The 15,950-nt window shown below is 55.2% G+C and carries 16 protein-coding genes; 11 read left to right on the top strand and 5 right to left on the bottom strand.

Features of this window, described 5'->3' with window-relative positions:
• The first annotated feature begins 94 nt into the window (after positions 1 to 94).
• From TH4_RS10935 to TH4_RS10915, 5 genes are read left to right on the top strand one after another with little or no spacing between them, the layout of a single operon-like run.
• Positions 95 to 676, top strand: coding sequence for a DUF1285 domain-containing protein (locus TH4_RS10935; protein WP_064781138.1), 582 nt, complete (start codon positions 95 to 97; stop codon positions 674 to 676).
• Positions 673 to 1,317 (top strand): CoA pyrophosphatase, encoded by a 645-nt coding sequence (locus tag TH4_RS10930; RefSeq protein ID WP_064781137.1) that lies wholly within the window; start codon positions 673 to 675, stop codon positions 1,315 to 1,317. The genes TH4_RS10935 and TH4_RS10930 overlap by 4 nt, the downstream gene beginning before the upstream one ends.
• Positions 1,318 to 1,340: 23 nt before the next feature.
• The gene (locus tag TH4_RS10925) at positions 1,341 to 1,628 is read left to right on the top strand and encodes a hypothetical protein (RefSeq protein WP_064781136.1); all 288 of its coding nucleotides are present in this window, start codon (positions 1,341 to 1,343) and stop codon (positions 1,626 to 1,628) included.
• Positions 1,629 to 1,658: 30 nt separating this feature from the next.
• The gene (locus tag TH4_RS10920) at positions 1,659 to 3,017 is read left to right on the top strand and encodes a CCA tRNA nucleotidyltransferase (protein WP_245227847.1); all 1,359 of its coding nucleotides are present in this window, start codon (positions 1,659 to 1,661) and stop codon (positions 3,015 to 3,017) included.
• Positions 3,014 to 3,673 carry a DUF459 domain-containing protein gene (locus tag TH4_RS10915; protein ID WP_064781135.1) on the top strand — a complete coding sequence of 220 codons (660 nt, stop codon included), beginning with the start codon at positions 3,014 to 3,016 and terminating at the stop codon, positions 3,671 to 3,673. Before TH4_RS10920 ends, TH4_RS10915 begins: the two co-directional genes overlap by 4 nt.
• Positions 3,674 to 3,688: 15 nt before the next feature.
• Here the strand turns inward: TH4_RS10915 and TH4_RS10910 are convergent, their stop codons facing one another.
• The 5 genes from TH4_RS10910 to TH4_RS20775 all read right to left on the bottom strand — a co-directional run bounded on the left by TH4_RS10910 (position 3,689) and on the right by TH4_RS20775 (position 9,412).
• Entirely contained in the window at positions 3,689 to 4,042 is a 354-nt protein-coding gene (locus TH4_RS10910; protein WP_064781134.1) for a hypothetical protein, read from the bottom strand.
• A gap of 128 nt (positions 4,043 to 4,170) precedes the next feature.
• Positions 4,171 to 5,970: an EAL domain-containing protein gene (locus TH4_RS10905; RefSeq protein WP_245227846.1), complete on the bottom strand. Its 1,800-nt coding sequence runs from the start codon at positions 5,968 to 5,970 to the stop codon at positions 4,171 to 4,173.
• Between the two features lie 258 nt (positions 5,971 to 6,228).
• Entirely contained in the window at positions 6,229 to 7,179 is a 951-nt protein-coding gene (gene xerD, locus TH4_RS10900; RefSeq protein WP_064781132.1) for a site-specific tyrosine recombinase XerD, read from the bottom strand.
• A gap of 27 nt (positions 7,180 to 7,206) precedes the next feature.
• The gene (locus TH4_RS10895) at positions 7,207 to 9,273 is read right to left on the bottom strand and encodes a hypothetical protein (protein WP_064781131.1); all 2,067 of its coding nucleotides are present in this window, start codon (positions 9,271 to 9,273) and stop codon (positions 7,207 to 7,209) included.
• 1 nt (position 9,274) lies between these two features.
• Entirely contained in the window at positions 9,275 to 9,412 is a 138-nt protein-coding gene (locus tag TH4_RS20775) for a hypothetical protein (RefSeq protein ID WP_165374927.1), read from the bottom strand.
• Between the two features lie 387 nt (positions 9,413 to 9,799).
• Between TH4_RS20775 and TH4_RS10890 the strand changes: the two genes are divergently transcribed.
• From TH4_RS10890 to TH4_RS10865, 6 genes are all read left to right on the top strand, one after another.
• A complete protein-coding gene (locus tag TH4_RS10890; protein ID WP_245227845.1) occupies positions 9,800 to 10,411 on the top strand; it encodes a shikimate kinase in 612 nt (203 codons plus the stop codon).
• Positions 10,412 to 10,415: 4 nt separating this feature from the next.
• A complete protein-coding gene (gene aroB / locus TH4_RS10885; RefSeq protein ID WP_064781129.1) occupies positions 10,416 to 11,531 on the top strand; it encodes a 3-dehydroquinate synthase in 1,116 nt (371 codons plus the stop codon).
• A gap of 179 nt (positions 11,532 to 11,710) precedes the next feature.
• Positions 11,711 to 12,985 carry an HlyC/CorC family transporter gene (locus TH4_RS10880; protein ID WP_008889896.1) on the top strand — a complete coding sequence of 425 codons (1,275 nt, stop codon included), beginning with the start codon at positions 11,711 to 11,713 and terminating at the stop codon, positions 12,983 to 12,985.
• A gap of 252 nt (positions 12,986 to 13,237) precedes the next feature.
• Positions 13,238 to 13,687 (top strand): CBS domain-containing protein, encoded by a 450-nt coding sequence (locus tag TH4_RS10875; protein WP_008889897.1) that lies wholly within the window; start codon positions 13,238 to 13,240, stop codon positions 13,685 to 13,687.
• A gap of 213 nt (positions 13,688 to 13,900) precedes the next feature.
• Positions 13,901 to 14,470, top strand: a complete 570-nt coding sequence (locus tag TH4_RS10870; RefSeq protein WP_064781128.1) for a DUF2889 domain-containing protein — start codon at positions 13,901 to 13,903, stop codon at positions 14,468 to 14,470.
• A gap of 167 nt (positions 14,471 to 14,637) precedes the next feature.
• Complete coding sequence (locus tag TH4_RS10865; protein WP_245227843.1) at positions 14,638 to 15,918, top strand: transporter substrate-binding domain-containing protein; 1,281 nt, start codon at positions 14,638 to 14,640, stop codon at positions 15,916 to 15,918.
• The last annotated feature ends 32 nt before the right edge of the window (positions 15,919 to 15,950 follow it).

Here is a 15,950-nt window from a genome sequence, read left to right as displayed (position 1 = left end):
TATGTTGCAGTGCAGGCGTTGGCAGGCCAGAGAACGCAGATGAAATCGCAGAAGTATAACGGGAAAACGTCTGGTTCAGGATCAACTCTACAGCATGAATGAAAACCAAAAAACCATCGATCTCGCCGAGAAGTTGTGGACGCGCTTGCGCGGGCAGAAGTCCGACACCGGGCGGCACCCACAAATCTGTGGCGATATCCCTATGTCTATAGGTCGGGATGGAACCTGGTTCTATCAAGGTGGTCCGATTGGCCGAATTGAGCTGGTGAAGCTTTTTTCTTCCGTGTTGCAGCGTGATGAGGAAGGCGGGCACTGGTTGGTGACCCCGGCCGAGATGGCCCGGATCGAGGTCGAGGACGTCGCCTTCATCGCGGTTGAAATGCAAAATGAAGGCGAAGGCAAAGATCAGAATATCCGTTTTCGGACCAATATCGACCAGTGGGTGGAACTTGATGATGATCATCCCCTGCGCGTCGAACACGACCCCGAAACCGACGAACCATCGCCTTATGTCGGGCTTGAGCGCGGCCTTGAAGCGCGCCTGAACCGGTCGGTATTCTATCAATTGGTCGAATTGGCCGAAGAAATTAGTGACCCTGACAACAACATGATACGTATCGGTGTTTACAGTCATGGGAAGTTTTTTGAGATCGGTCGGATGGAGGCCACGGAATGACACCCGATGACATCGTTGCCGCCTTGCGCGCGCCAACTGGCGATGTTTTGCAGCGCCGTGGCGACCATGCGGTGGACTTTCCGGGTTCGAAATCGCGCGCACGTGCATTTGCTGACGGGGAACTGATTTCGCGTCCGGCAGCCGTTCTGGTGCCGCTGGTCAAACGCGATGCGGGTTTGCATGTGATCCTCACAAGGCGTACTGATCACCTCAGCGACCATGCAGGTCAGATTAGTTTTCCCGGTGGGCGGCAGGAAGAATTCGACGCCACCCTTGAAGAAACCGCGCTCCGCGAGACAGAGGAAGAAATTGGTCTTGCCCGACGTCACATCGATCTGGTGGGCCGGATTGATGATTATTACACCGTGACCGGCTATCAGGTAACCCCGGTCGTTGGTTTGGTCACACCGCCATTTGATCTTAAGCCCGATGACCACGAAGTGGCCGAAGTGTTTGAAGTGCCACTCAGTTTCATTCTTGATCCGCGAAATCAGAAACTGCAAACCGTGACGTTCGAGGGCACCCGCAGGCGGTATTTTGCGATTCCGTATCGCGAATATTACATCTGGGGCGCGACTGCCGGGATGCTCGTCAACTTCTCTGAAGTCATCCGGGCCAATGCACCATCGCTTAACCGTTAATCCGAATATTAGGACAGAGCTTTATGTTGCGACAAATCATCCAGATCGGTCTTCCTCTGATCCTGCCCTTTGTGATTTACGGGCTGTGGCTGAAATGGGCCCGTGCCAAGGCCATCCGTGAAGGTCATGACATCATCCCGCCATGGAACAAGGGGCCGTGGCTGATGCTGTTTGGTTTGGGCGTGTTGTTGACCGCTGTAATCCTGATTTTCACTGCACTTGGGACTGGTGCGCCGCCCGATTCCATTTATCATGCGCCGGTATTGCGTGACGGCGTGGTCGAGCCGGGCTATTTCGAACCCAAGGAATAGAACAGCCCAGCCACCGTCGTGGCACTCGATATGACAGGTGGCAACAAGGCAGCGATGACAGCACTCGAAGTAACCGGCAGATTGCGGCCATACGGGATCATGGTCGCCGATGATACCGCCCGCGTGTTTGATGCCATTGCGCAGCAAGGCGGTTGTGCGCGCTTTGTTGGCGGCGTGGTGCGTGATGCGTTGCTGAAACGCGATCTGGTCGATGTCGATATCGCTTGCGATCTCGCGCCCGAGGAAACGCAGGCCGCGTTGGAAAAGGCAGGTATCCGGGTCATCCCGACTGGCCTGAAACACGGAACTGTCACGGCAATTACCGATGCCGGTGCCTATGAAATCACGACGCTGCGTGTCGATGTCCTGACCGATGGCCGCCATGCGGAGGTCGCCTTTACCGACAGCTGGCTTGAAGATGCCAAGCGCCGAGATTTTACCTTCAACGCCATTTACTGCGACCTTGATGGCACGATCTATGACCCGTTTGATGGCGAAACCGATTTGCGCGACGGGCGCGTGCGGTTCATCGGGGTGGCCGAAAACCGCATCGCCGAGGATTTCCTGCGTATTTTGCGGTTCTTCCGCTTTCAGGCATGGTTTGGGCGCCCGCCGATCGATCCCGTCGGGGCAGAAGCCTGCCGCAAGGCAGTAAACGGCCTTCATGATATTTCGGTCGAACGTATTCGCGACGAGATGTTCAAGCTTCTGCGCTCGCGCAGTCCTGCCGGCACGATCAATGACATGATCGGGTTTGGCATTCTACCCGCCATTCTGCCCAAACTGATCCACACCGATTGCCTGCGCATCATGCAGTGGCTTGATAGCACCGCCCTTGCCGATCCGGCGATTCAGCCCGATCCGTTGCGCCGTCTTGCAGCACTGTTTGCGCCGGGGGGCGATCGACGTAACAGCGATGATGACGAAGACAATCTGGCAGCAGCCGAACGCTTTGCGCGTGATTTGCGATTGTCGAACGAAGAAACCGACCGTTTCGCCGAAATGGTTGCGCATGCGCCGCTGATTGATCCGAAACTGCGGCCGGAAATCGTGCGCCGCGATCTGTACCGGATGGGGGCACCCGCATTTCGTGATGCGGTGCTCTTGGCGTGGAGTGCGCGCGCCGCGGTGCCACCACGTTGCACACGCGCAGAAAATGACGAATGGAAAGCCTTGATTGAGGCCGCAGCAAACTGGCAACCCGTGAAATTGCCGATACAAGGCCGCGATATTCTGAAAGCGGGCCTTGCACCTGCGGGGCCGCGTGTCGGTGCGCTTTTAAGACAGGCCGAGGAATACTGGATCGATCGCGACTTCCAACCCGGTCGGGATGAATTGATGGACTATATTGCCCGCCAGATCACGGCAGGCGATGAGGAGAAAGAATGACGACAGGCGCAATTGGACATCGGATTTGTTGTTTTGGCGACAGTCTGGTCAATGGTGTTCGCGACGGTGAAAAGGGCGGTTGGCCGATGCGTTTGGCCCGGCGTCTTCTCGACGAGGCCGGTCGTGACGTCACGATCTATAACCTTGGTATTCGCGCTGAAACGTCCGAGGGGCTCAAGGCCCGCTGGCAGGTTGAAGCCAACCTTCGGATGGTTGAAGAATTCCCGACGGTCCTGATCTTCAGTTTTGGGGTGAATGACGCCAACCACGCCGAAGACCGGGGCGAGGAAACCACCATGCGGGTTTCCCCGGCAAAGTCGGCCGCCAATGCCGCCGAAATTATCGGGGCGGCATCCAAACTGGCACCGACCCTTTGGGTCGGGCCGCAGGCCGTGATTAACGGCAGCAAATCCAGTCAGGAAATCAATCAGCGCCTCGAAGGGCTGAACCAGATTTATCTCGAAACGGCGCGCGGGTTTGATGTGCCCTATCTCGATCTGCTTGCCACGACGCTTGAAGACGATACATGGCAACGCGCATTACGGCGCGGCGATGGCTATCACCCGGACAAGTTCGGTTATGACCGGTTGGCAGAGTTGATCTGGGAATGGGGTGCTTTGCAAAAGACCATTGGTCTTTCGGCGTCAGACGACTAAGGGTCGGGCAACCGATCAGGTCAGAATATCGAAATACTGACCACGTCCGCCGGCACCCGCGGTCAGGTTGTTCAACGGATCGCCAGATGCGCTGTATGTCGGCGACGAGATCTTTTCGACATAGCTGTCTGAAATCGTTTTCTGTTCACCGTCTTTCAGGAACTGCTTTTGTTCACTGCGGTCACGCTGATAGGACTGAACAGCGCGCTCGATCTCCTGATCCGATGTCAGGACAGAGGCGCGTGTCCCATCGATAATTCGGTTTTGTTCGGCAAACCGTTGCTCATCGCCACGTTGCTGGGCGATGGGGCTGGTCTGGCGGACGGGATTGGACAGCGAAAGATCAGAAAAAGGCGCGATATTTACCATTGACGGAACTGCTCGTTTGAACCGATTGGTGTTTTTAATTCGGCCGGAATATTACTCAGAGTGACTCGGATTTGAAGCCCTAATTTGCGCTTCAGAGCGACAAAAATGACAAGTCTTTGAAAAAGCGATCAAAGAAGTTTTGGTTCGCTTGCGTTGTTGCTGTCCGGGTCATAAATACCTGCCGCGAATCGGCGTGGACTGGTCTTTGCAAGCGCCTTGAGTTTTGCCGCTTCGACCGAAATATGATCAAGGGTGATGTCGGTGCGTTCTGCCGGAATCCGGATCAGCGCGGCACTGACACTCATCAGATCAAACCTTGCAGGTTGGCCATCGCGACCCTTGCCGGTCAGGTATCCACTTTCACGTGTTTCCGGGTCATAGAAACTTTTGATCTGGGCATCAAACATGGCCTGAACGCGTTGGACGGCCGCGACCGCATCTTCGAAGTCAATCGATTGCACATAGGCAAAGAAATCATCACCGCCGATATGGCCGACAAACCAGTCATTCTGGCTAAGGACCTTGCCCAGGATATCCTTGAAAAGCAGGATCGCGCGGTCACCTTGGCGGAAACCGTATTGGTCATTGAACGGTTTGAAATTGTCGAAATCAAAATAGACAGCAAACCGGCGTCGGCGCGGCTCGGCCAGGGCGCGGGCGGCATAGCGGTAAATCGCACTATTGCCGGGCAGTCGGGTCAGAGGGTTTTCATCGCGCGCATTTAGCGTATTGCGTTCATTGACCGCCCGCAAAAGCGCACTTTGATCCAGAACACCCAGATACTGGTCATTTTCCGTCAGGATCACCCCGTCCAACGCCTCGGTCGCGACAAAGGTTTCCAAAAGCTCCGACAGGCTGGTGCGGATATCGGCAACCGGACAACGGCGCAAAAAACGTTTGATATTGGCCCGGTTGGCCGGGTTTTGCAGCAATTCACGGCCAAACGGCGTGTAAATAAACGCCTTGAATTCTGAATCCCGGACAATGCCCAATGGCTTGCCATCATGGTCGACCACCGGCACCAGCGAGATATCCGGATTTTGTTGGAAGTAACTCAGGATATCGACCGGATTGATATCAATCGGCAGGGCCGGTGTTTCCAGCAGGTAGGATCTGACAACATCATCATCGCGATCTGACTGGCGGCGCGAATCTGCCGCGATGTCGGCGGCTGAGGACACAATATCGGTCTGTTCAGGAATATCGAGTGATGGGCGCGCGATAAAGAAACCCTGCACCAGATCACAGCCCAAACGCCGACAGCACAGGAACTCCTCACGGGTTTCGACACCTTCGGCGACGACCTGTGCCGCGATCATGTGGGCGAACGCCGTGATTTGCGTGACAAACAGTTCCTTGCGACGGTCACGGTCGATGCCATCAATAAAGAACCGGTCGATCTTGATGATGTCAGGTTCGCATTCATAAAGCGCACGCAACTGGGCAAAGCCGCTGCCGTAATCATCAATGGCAATCTTGAAGCCCTGACTGCGGTACCGCACCAGAATGTCTTTGAGGTATCCGGCATTGCTGATGTCGTGGCGTTCGGAAATCTCAAGGAAGATGGTATCGCGTTCAAGTCCGGCATCGCTCAGCAGGGCGGCGGTCTGACCGGGTTGGTAATCCTCGGTTTTCACGACGCGATTGTCGAAATTATAAAAAAGCTTGAGCCGCTTGGCGCCGGGAAAGCGCGCGAATTTCTCGATCGCCTTGGCGCGCAGCATCATATCGACACTGTGCAGGTTGCCAGTATCCCATGCGGTATCAAACAGTGCCTGAATGGATGTAAATCCGGCTTCTTCCCAGCGCCGCAAAAGCGCCTCATAGCCGAAAACATGACCGGTGTGCGGACTAACAATGGGTTGGAAGGCGAAGTCGACTTTTTCGACGACCTGCTGCCAGTTACGGAGCATGACCGGTTGGGTCATGGGTCGGTCAGATATCCACTGTTCATCTGCATCAAAGGTCAAATGCAGTACCCCGATCTTCAAAATGGTCGGCTTTCCCGGAAGTTGTGAGAATTAGAAGTTCCGAGGTTTGCTGTTATCCCAGATATGACAACAAGTTCATGACAGTGGGGTTACGAATATGTGACATCCGCAGAAAACATCCACTTTTTTATCAAGAAACGGCTGGATGTCTATACAAAGGGGTTAGACAAATCGGCGAACCCGATACTGCCTCGACTAACCAATTGCCCGTGTGGCCAGCGGATGATGTTCCTGAACCAGTCCGCGCAGGCGTGACTCGAGAACATGGGTATAAATCTGGGTGGTCGAGATATCTGAATGGCCCAGCATCTTTTGCAGGCTGCGCAAATCTGCACCATTGGCCAGAAGGTGACTGGCAAAGGAATGGCGCAAGACGTGCGGCGATACCTTTGATGGCGGGACACCGGCCTCAATCGCCAGATCCTTGATCATTTTCAGAAACATCTGACGGGTCAAATGCCCGGTTTTCCCCCGTGACGGGAAAAGGTATGAGGATTGCCCGGGGCGATCAGCATGGCCGTTTGATTTGTCTGATGGAATGAAGGCATCGCGCACTTCAAGGTACTCACGCAGCGCATCACGGGCCGGATCGGAAAGCGGTACCAGCCGTTCCTTGCTGCCCTTACCACGCACAATCAGCATCTGCGGATCACGCGCCGCTGCTGCAAAGGGGAGCTCGACCAGTTCGGAAACGCGCATGCCGGTGGCATACATCAGCTCCACCATCGCAAGTAACCGCTTGCCCTTGATACCCGGATGATTGGTTGCTGCGATGATCAGACGATCAATTTCCTCAATCGACAGGAATTTGGGCAGTGTCTGGCCCTGTTGCGGACTATCGATATTCGACGACGGGTCATCATTGCGATACCCGTCGGAATAAAGGAACTTGTGAAATTGTCGTAACGCTGACAGGCGCCGCGCCTGTGTACGCGGGGCGAGTCCGGCAGATCCCAGTTCGGCCATATAGCGCCTGACATCCGCATCGCTTGCCGATACCGGATCGGCTTTGCCCGCAGTCAGCGATGACGCATAATCTTCAAGATCACGCCGATAGGCATCAAGCGTATGCACACTGGCCCCGCGTTCAGCGGCCATCATTTCCAGAAAGGCCGATATCAACGAGCTTGTCAGTGCCTTGGCCATGACCGGTCCTGCCAGTGATTAAAGAGCCTACTGATTAAACGACATCAGCAGTTCTGTCGCCAGACGCCGCGCGTCATTTTCCTGCCCGATGACCAGAAGCGACGTCACAGTATCGCTCAGGACCTTGGGGTCGGCATTATCAACGGCGGCGACCTGTTGGGCCTGAATGGCCAATGCCGCGGTTTTCGCCTTTTGCCGCGCAGCCGCAGCTGCGTTGAGTTGATGCGAAACCGCACTGCTGGTTGTCATGCGTTCTTCGGCATAGGGCGCGGTCAGAATGCTGTCCCACAAAGTATTGGGGACTTCGATGCCGAAACCTTCAAACAGGTTGAAGATCAGTTCGCTATAACGTCTTGCCGCGGCCTGATCACCGCGCGCAGCCTGCATTTCCTGCCATTCGACCATGCGGGCGCGATGACGGGCAAGGGCGGCTGCGCGATCAGATGCACTTTGCACATCCTCGGCCGAGGCCGAGTTGGGCATGACAGTTGCCGACGCCATGCCGCCACTTGATGTCGGTGCGCCCGGTACGACGGCACCGCCAAGACCGAAGTTTTGCGTCGGGCCGGATTGCGGATCAGACCCAAAACTCTGCGAAGAATTTCCATCCGATGCCATGGCTGTCCGTCGAACGGCACCTGTTTCCTCAAGGCCGGAAATCGCCAGAACCGGATAAAGCAGGCTCAGGCGAGATGAAATATCGTTTGAGGCATTGGCCGATGATTTGGCAACCTGAAGCCAGTTCTCTGCCCGCTCGAAACTGTTTGCGGCAATTGATGCCCGAAGGGCAGGAACAGCAAACCACGAAAAGTCACCATTTACCGGAATGTCGGTCATCAGCGGCGCTGCCAACCTTGCGGCCTGCATGAAATCGCCTTCAAAATCGGCGGCTTCAAACAGGGCAGCCAGAATTTCGGCCCGGGCGGCGGCAACATCACTTTGTGCTGCAGCCTGATAAAGCTTTGCATACTGGCGCGCCTGAATGCCTTCGCTGGCATCATCAAGAACGCTTTCCAATGCCGCCGGTTCGAAATTCACCGACTGATACACATCGGCCAGCTTTTCCGGGCTGATCAGGCCAAGATTTTCTGCCTTGCGGGCGGCTTCCAGGCGAACATCGGTCGCAGTCGCATCGGCAGTGGTAATGCCAATGATGGCGGCTGGATTGTCGGTTTCAAGCTGGCTGGTCGGGATCGATTGTTTGGCAATCGCCAGAAGTGCCAGATCGATCGGGCGCAAGTCATTTAGCAAGTCGGCATCGGCAGTACTGCCACTGCGGATTGCGGAAACCAGACCAAAGAAGGTGGCATCGCTTTCACCACCCATTTCACGCACAAGGTCGACGGTGAAGGCCGCCGAAGTCGGATCATTGGCATAAAACGCGCACATCGCCGCCGCCTTAAGCCAGAAAAGCTCCTCGTAACTTGCGCCGTAACCTTCAATCGCGTCACATGCCGCATCAATTCTGGAGCCAATCAGAAGGGCGTTGACCTCTGCCTGTGCCAGCATCGAGCCGCGCGATCCTTGCGGGGCGGAGCGGACAAGTTCGATGGCGTCATCAAGCGCGCCCATCTCGATCAGCTTTGCAACACGCGCTTCAAGCAGGCTGATATCAGCCGAGCCCTGAGGCAGGGCGGCTGCGGACAGGAGCATGCGTTTTTGCAAGTCACGCGCAGCGTGGGTCGCCGGGGTCGCGGGCAATTCTGAAATCAGTTGTGCAGCAGACCGGCGGGTGGTGCCGTTCCACATATCGGTGCCAAGGCCGCCACGCGATTGATCAATGGTCCCGACGGCCTCGGCGTCGACTGCGCCAAGTGACAGCGATTGCACCGCGTTCGGATCCGACGGGAATGTATCAGTCTCGGTGGTGCCAGATGACGTATTGCCAAAGCCGCCTGATCGCGGGGCCGATGTGGCCCCCGGATTGGTCGGGCTTGGGGCAACCTGGCGTTCCGCGTCCTGTTCTGCTTCCTGTTTTAAAAACAACGGCACGGGGGCCGAGTTTTGCGCGCTTGCAGGGGCGGAACCAAGTCCCGTTCCCGTCATCATGGCCAGTACACAGGTCTGCATTAACAGGCGGGAACGCAATGTCATCTTAGTTAAACCTCGAATTCGGGATGGTTTCTTCGATTTGGGCGGTCGGGGCAGGAATGTCCCAAGTCACCAGGAAAGTGGCACCGCCGGCAATCACGGCGATAACCAGCAACAGGATGATGCGCGATAAAATTCTCATTTTAATCCAGACTTCGAAGCGTTTAAGCGATGGACGCGAATACCAGTATGCGGACGAAAATCAAAGATGCAAGAACCGCAACCGCCAATCATTCTGGCCATCCGTCCAAGTTTCTTGAACCTGTCATCGCATTGGGGTGGTCGCACTCCAATTCGGCAACTTAAAGGCAGTATAAGTGCCTGTTACTCACAGAGAGTTAATGCCATCGCGCAGAACAACATTGGGCAAAACGATGCATCGGCATGCCTAAAGTGACTGAAAAGGGCAATTTGGCGCAGTATTTTTGTCGTGTTTTCTGTGCGGTTTGCTTGCGTTCGGGGGCAAGCTGGCCTAAAGATTTGGGTAATTTGTATCTCAATGATTGAACCACAGGACTGCAAACCGAACATGGACAGCAACATTGCCGAGTCGGGTTTGCACGAAGACGTGATCGCCAAAATTCGGGATGGCCTCAAAGGCCGGACATTGGTGTTCATTGGACTGATGGGTGCAGGAAAAAGCTGCATCGGCCGTATGGTCGCCAAGGAACTCAAGCTGGATTTTGTCGATGCCGACCGCGAAATTGAAGAAGCCGCTGGCTGCTCGATCGCCGATATCTTCAAGCTGTATGGCGAAGAGGCGTTTCGCGACGGCGAGGAACGTGTAATTGCCCGTTTGCTTGATGGTGAACAGATCGTGTTGGCCACAGGCGGTGGTGCGTTCATTCGCGAACGTACCCGACAATTAATCCTCGAAAAATCCGTATCGGTCTGGCTGCGCGCCGACCTTGATCTGCTGATGCACCGCACCAGCGGGCGGACCCATCGTCCGCTGCTTAATAACGGTGATCCCAGACATATTCTCGCGGATCTGATCGAGACGCGTTACCCGGTATATGCCGGGGCAGACATTATTTTCGACTGTGATGAATCCTCAAAGGAAGCCACCCGCGACGCGGTTCTTGAACTGCTTGCCAATTCCTTTGATGACGATGGTCAATTGATCAAGACAGGAACCTGACAGAGTGAGCAATCACGACACCCTTCGCGTCGACCTTGGCGAGCGCAGCTATGACATCCTTGTTGGCAGCAACCTTTTGGCCGATACCGCCAAATATATTGCCCCGTTCGTCAAGAAGGCCGGTGTGGTCGTGATCAGCGATGCGGCACTGTCGGATAATCATTTGCCGACCGTTCTGACATCGCTTGACGGGGCGGGTATTCCTCATCGTGAAGTCGTTGTGCCGTCTGGTGAAAAGTCCAAAAGCTTTGCCATGTTCGAAAACGTTGTCGAACAGATTCTGGCGATGGGGATCGAACGGTCCACCCTGATCATTGCCCTGGGTGGCGGGGTTGTCGGCGATCTTGCCGGGTTTGTTGCGGCGTCTTTGTTGCGCGGTCTTGATTTCGTTCAGATCCCGACCACTTTGCTGTCGCAGGTTGATAGCTCCGTTGGTGGCAAGACCGGGATCAATTCCAAGTCAGGCAAAAACCTGATTGGTGCGTTTCATCAGCCGCGTCTGGTTCTGGCCGATACATCCGTTCTTGATACCTTGCCAGCACGTGAATTGCGGTCGGGTTATGCCGAGGTCGCCAAATACGGCCTGATCGATGATCCGGAATTCTTTGCCTGGCTTGAAGAAAACGGGCAAGCGGTTCTTGATAAAGACGGGCCCGAGCGCCGTCAGGCCGTGATCAAAAGCTGTGCGGCCAAGGCCCGCATTGTGTCCGAGGATGAACGCGAAGGCGGCAAACGCGCGCTTTTGAACCTTGGTCATACCTTTGGTCACGCGCTGGAGGCCGAAACCGGATATGGCGAAAAGCTTTTGCATGGCGAAGCAGTTGCCATGGGCATGGTCATTGCCCATGACGTTTGCGGTGCCATGGGTATGGCGCCTGCGGGCGAGAAAGACCGGATTGTTGCCCATTTGAAATCGGTGGGGCTTCCGGTGACGGCGTCCGAGGTCACGGGCATGCATTGGGATATCGACAAGGTGATCAGTCACATGTCGCGCGACAAAAAAGTCCGCGACGGCGAGATCACCTTTGTCATGACCCGCGGGATCGGCAAGGCGTTTACATCCAAGGCAATGGATGTTGAGAAAATGCGTGCCGCGATCACCCGATCCTGTCGCGGTTGATCAATATTATACTGATCCACAATGCGTGTGGGTCGACGGACGTGCATGGTGGCGATCACTTCGCGGTGGTGACTTTGACGCCAATGTGTTGTTGTTAACTTGTTTAACGGCATTTGACCTTATAGATGAACACAGAACAAACTTGCTCTGTTGCAATCACCGCTTGGAGACGGCCCTGAATGACGATCACGATTGTCGTGATTTTTTTGCTGCTGATGCTTTCGGCATTCTTTTCTGGCTCGGAAACCGCGCTGACGGCGGCGTCGCGTCCGGTCATGCATCACAAGGAACAGGATGGTGACATTCGGGCCGCAATCGTCAACAGGTTGCGCCGGTATCAGGAACGGTTGCTGGGCGCGATCCTGCTTGGCAACAACATGGTCAACATTCTGGCCTCTGCCCTTGCAACATCGGTGATGATCGAACTGTTTGGTGAAAACGGTGTCGTGTATGCGACGGCGGTGATGACCGCGCTTGTTCTGATTTTCTCGGAAATTCTGCCAAAGACCTACGCGCTTCAGCATGCTGATACCATGGCGCTGCGGGTCGCGCGCCCAATGAGCATCCTTGTCGTTCTGTTCGCGCCGATCACCCAGACCATTCAGGTCCTGGTGCAGGCCACGCTGCGCCTGTTTGGTAGCGGCGAGGGCCCCGGTCTTGATAGCGAACGTGAATTGCGTGGTGCCATCGAACTGCATGCCGATGACGTGGTAGTCGGTAACCATCATGCCGAACGCACGATGTTGCACGGGGTGCTTGATCTTGAAGATGTCGGCGTTTGGGAAATCATGGTGCACCGTCGCAAGGTGCAAATGATCGACATTTCCCGCCCGATGGAAGAAATCCTTGATACGGTCCTGGCAAGCCCGCACACCCGTATTCCGATCTACGAAAAGGATCCGGACAACATTGTCGGCGTCCTGCATGCGCGTGAAGTTCTCAAGGCGATTGTACGCGGGGCCAAGCCCGCCAGCGCCGAGGATGTCCGCGAACTGAGTTCCGAACCCTGGTTTATCCCGGATTCAACAACCCTTGCCGATCAGCTCAAGGCGTTCAAGGAACGGCACGAACATTTTGCCATCGTTGTTGACGAATATGGCGCGTTCGAAGGCGTTGTGTCGCTTGAAGACATTCTCGAAGAAATCGTTGGTGATATTGCCGATGAAACCGACGTCGAAGTGGTTGGTGTGCAGCCGCAGGCCGACGGGTCGGTCATTGTGCGTGGCGATGTCACCATTCGCGACCTGAACCGTCGTTTCGGCTGGCGTCTGCCTGATGAAGAAGCCGCCACTGTGGCCGGTCTTTTGCTGTATGAAACCCGGCGTATTCCAGATGTCGGGCAACAGTTCCGTTTCCATGGCTTTGAGTTTGAAGTGCTGCGGCGTATTCGCAACCAGATCACCCGTGTGCGTCTGCGTGCGGTAACGGATCCGGCCGGGGAAGAACAGGAATAAACCTTCTTCCCTGCTTTACCGGTGTGTTGCCGACAAACCACTATAGCGTAAAAAATTTCAGCTTTATCTACTTATGGGTTAAACTCTTGTTTCAGGGTCTTGACCCAAAGGATTGCAGGGCCACTTGCAAATAAGGGCCCGTCACACTGTGTCATCCAGTGACGTCATTTCTATGTGACGTCAGTCAGTGTGAAACCAGATGATCTGATCGGGTTTGGGCATGTGGCAACAGCAACCTGCAGAGAGAGATGCATGGATACTAAAATTGTACCGGGTGTGGTCCAGGAACAATCCATCGCGACACTCAATCCCGCCGATTCCGTGATGGACGCCGTCACCATGATGGCCGAGCGCAAGATTGGCGCTGTCATCATCGTTGATAACAACGCCAGACTGGCGGGAATTTTTACCGAGCGTGACCTTGTCAACCGCGTGGTGGCAAAGGGGCTGGATGCGGCATCTGTACCGCTTTCCAAAGTCATGACCGCTGATCCCGATACGCTTGGCCCGAACGATTCAGCCATGAGTGCGCTTGATCTGATGAGTGCACGGCGATACCGCCACCTGCCGGTTGTCGATGGCGACAAGGTTGTTGGCATGGTGTCGATCCGTGACCTGTTTAACGTGGTCAAACGCCAACTCGAAGAAGATGTGCGGGAACGCGAAAAGTTCATCTTCGGCTCGGACTACGGCGTGGCCTGAAGCCACCGGTTTTCTGGATACGGCATATGGTATCGATCTGACGGGGAATTCCCCGTCAGACCTGTGCGCCGTGAAGAATTCCGATGAATTTCCCGAAATTCCGGCGACCGTCTTTCGCCGCCAGGCTTGGGCGGCGGGAATGACGGAAAATGCGTTTGCGACTTGACAGCATGCAGGTGAACGTCTTTACGTTTACGTAAAGGAGAAATTCCGATGCCACTGTCCCGCCCCGCAGAACGCGAACACATCCATACACGCACGGTGACCTGTCAGGGGTTCCGGCGCAAAGACGGCCTTTGGGATATCGAAGGTCACATCACCGATGTCAAAACCTATGGTTTTTCCAATCATGATCGGGGTGAAATCCCCGCTGGCGAGCCGGTCCACGGGATGTGGATACGTGTTACCATTGGCGATGATCTTGTTATCCGCGAGGTCGAGGCCGTGACCGACTTTGCCCCGTTTTCTGCCTGCGATGCGATTGCCCCGAATTACGAAAAGCTGGTCGGTTTGAAGCTTGGCCCGGGCCTGCGCAAACAGATCCGTGACCGGGTGGGGGGCGTTCATGGCTGTACGCATCTGAATGAATTGATGGGCCCGGTTGCGACCACGGCGTTTCAGACAGTTTTCCCGATCCTTGCCAAGGAATCCCTGCAGGCGCGGGATGAAAACGATGACAAGCCGCCACGACGCAATCCCTTGATCAATACCTGCCATGGCTGGCGCAGTGACGGACCCGCCGTCAAACGGATATCTCCGGAACTCTATACCGGTGACGATTAACCGGGGCGTCTTGCAAGTGCATCTGTGCGGTCCAATATCCAAATGGTCCGTAACGTGTAATTGTCAGGTGGCGTGTGTTCATGTTGCGCCGGTGTGGAAACGCCAATAACGAGAAAGATTGCAAAGGCTTCTTGCACCCGTTTGAAATGGCGGTGTTCTGTTGTTGCGTGACTGCCATACTGCTTCTGACGGCATCCATGGCGAAGGCACATGATCTTGCATCGCCGCAGGCAGAAGCCGGACAAGCCAATCTTGATGAACAGGATGGCTTCCTGATCTTGCAGACCAACCTGCACCCCCCCTATCAGGAACTTCAGAACGGCATACTCAGCGGATATTCGGTTTCGATCCTGAACTGTGTGTTTGATAGGCTTGATATTGGCTATGGGCTGGCGATTGCCCCCCGTCAACGCAACCGCGAAATGGTGCGTACCGGCAAGGCGGACGGGTTCTTTTTGGCCCGCATCAGCGACGCGATGGACGAATACGCCGTGGCGTCAAATCCGTTGGCGCTTGAAAAATGGGTTTGGGTGTCGCCCGCGATCAAATCGGATGATCCCCGTGTCAGTCGGCGGCCAAAGCCTGGTGATTTTTCTACAGTCGGGGCGATACTGGGATCGAACGAGGCCGAATGGCTGCTCGAACAGGGTTACACCGACGTCATGCGTGTACCTTCGATTGCGTCACTGGTCGGGCAAGTCGCAGCAGGTCGGGTCGAATATGCCCTTGTCGATAAGCACAGTTTTGAATTCGCCCGCAAGGAACTGCAACTGACAGCCGATAAGTTCCGGATGCAGTTCGAACGCTATGTGCCACTGGTTGTGTATTTTTCCAAACATTACGTTGCGACTTTCCCGCGGCTGCTTGATGACCTCAATGCTGTTTTGGAATTTTGTGAAACCCGCCCGATGCATTTGGAAGCCTGGGAACGCGAAGCAATCCAGAATGTTCAACTACCCGGTATTCGCCAGTTTGCAAGTTCCCCGGAACTTCTGGGCCATGTTTTTAACCAGTTGGATGAGACAGAAGTACAGGGTTCTGATCAGAAGCGCCTGACCGATCAAGAATGGATCACGCTGGCGCGCGAAGGTGCCGCAAGTGCAATCGCGACCGAAATCCTTGGCAATGATTTGTCAAAATACCTTCGCACGTTTCAGGCCAGTATTGGCGAACAAGTGGCAGAGGCATTCGTTTTTGACACCCATGGTCAGATCATGGGCATGAGCCGCCTGACATCGGATTTTGATCAGAGTGACGAAGCCCAGTTTCAGATGATCGATAGCCTTAATCGTGAAAAGGCACTGATCACTGATATTTGGTATGACGCCTCGACCCGTGCGTTCCTGTCGCAAATCACGGTGCCGATCATTGACCCGGATAGTGGTCAGACACTTGCCGCCCTGACCGTGGGCCTGAACGTTTCCGCAGCGTTGCGTCCGGAAAGCTGAAATCAGGCATCGGTAGGAATGGGTAAATCGCC

This window comes from Thalassospira tepidiphila MCCC 1A03514 (assembly GCF_001662875.1).
Taxonomy (GTDB): domain Bacteria; phylum Pseudomonadota; class Alphaproteobacteria; order Rhodospirillales; family Thalassospiraceae; genus Thalassospira; species Thalassospira tepidiphila.
The sequence above is the reverse complement of the archived record's forward strand: the minus strand, read 5'-3'. Positions and strand labels throughout refer to the sequence as shown.

Coding starts and splice junctions, on each gene's coding strand:
- TH4_RS10935 (WP_064781138.1), top strand. CDS start 95: ATGAATGAAAACCAAAAAACCATCGATCTCGCCGAGAAGTTGTGGACG.
- TH4_RS10930 (WP_064781137.1), top strand. CDS start 673: ATGACACCCGATGACATCGTTGCCGCCTTGCGCGCGCCAACTGGCGAT.
- TH4_RS10925 (WP_064781136.1), top strand. CDS start 1,341: ATGTTGCGACAAATCATCCAGATCGGTCTTCCTCTGATCCTGCCCTTT.
- TH4_RS10920 (WP_245227847.1), top strand. CDS start 1,659: ATGACAGGTGGCAACAAGGCAGCGATGACAGCACTCGAAGTAACCGGC.
- TH4_RS10915 (WP_064781135.1), top strand. CDS start 3,014: ATGACGACAGGCGCAATTGGACATCGGATTTGTTGTTTTGGCGACAGT.
- TH4_RS10910 (WP_064781134.1), bottom strand. CDS start 4,042: ATGGTAAATATCGCGCCTTTTTCTGATCTTTCGCTGTCCAATCCCGTC.
- TH4_RS10905 (WP_245227846.1), bottom strand. CDS start 5,970: ATGACCCAACCGGTCATGCTCCGTAACTGGCAGCAGGTCGTCGAAAAA.
- xerD (WP_064781132.1), bottom strand. CDS start 7,179: ATGGCCAAGGCACTGACAAGCTCGTTGATATCGGCCTTTCTGGAAATG.
- TH4_RS10895 (WP_064781131.1), bottom strand. CDS start 9,273: ATGACATTGCGTTCCCGCCTGTTAATGCAGACCTGTGTACTGGCCATG.
- TH4_RS20775 (WP_165374927.1), bottom strand. CDS start 9,412: ATGAGAATTTTATCGCGCATCATCCTGTTGCTGGTTATCGCCGTGATT.
- TH4_RS10890 (WP_245227845.1), top strand. CDS start 9,800: ATGGACAGCAACATTGCCGAGTCGGGTTTGCACGAAGACGTGATCGCC.
- TH4_RS10880 (WP_008889896.1), top strand. CDS start 11,711: ATGACGATCACGATTGTCGTGATTTTTTTGCTGCTGATGCTTTCGGCA.
- TH4_RS10875 (WP_008889897.1), top strand. CDS start 13,238: ATGGATACTAAAATTGTACCGGGTGTGGTCCAGGAACAATCCATCGCG.
- TH4_RS10870 (WP_064781128.1), top strand. CDS start 13,901: ATGCCACTGTCCCGCCCCGCAGAACGCGAACACATCCATACACGCACG.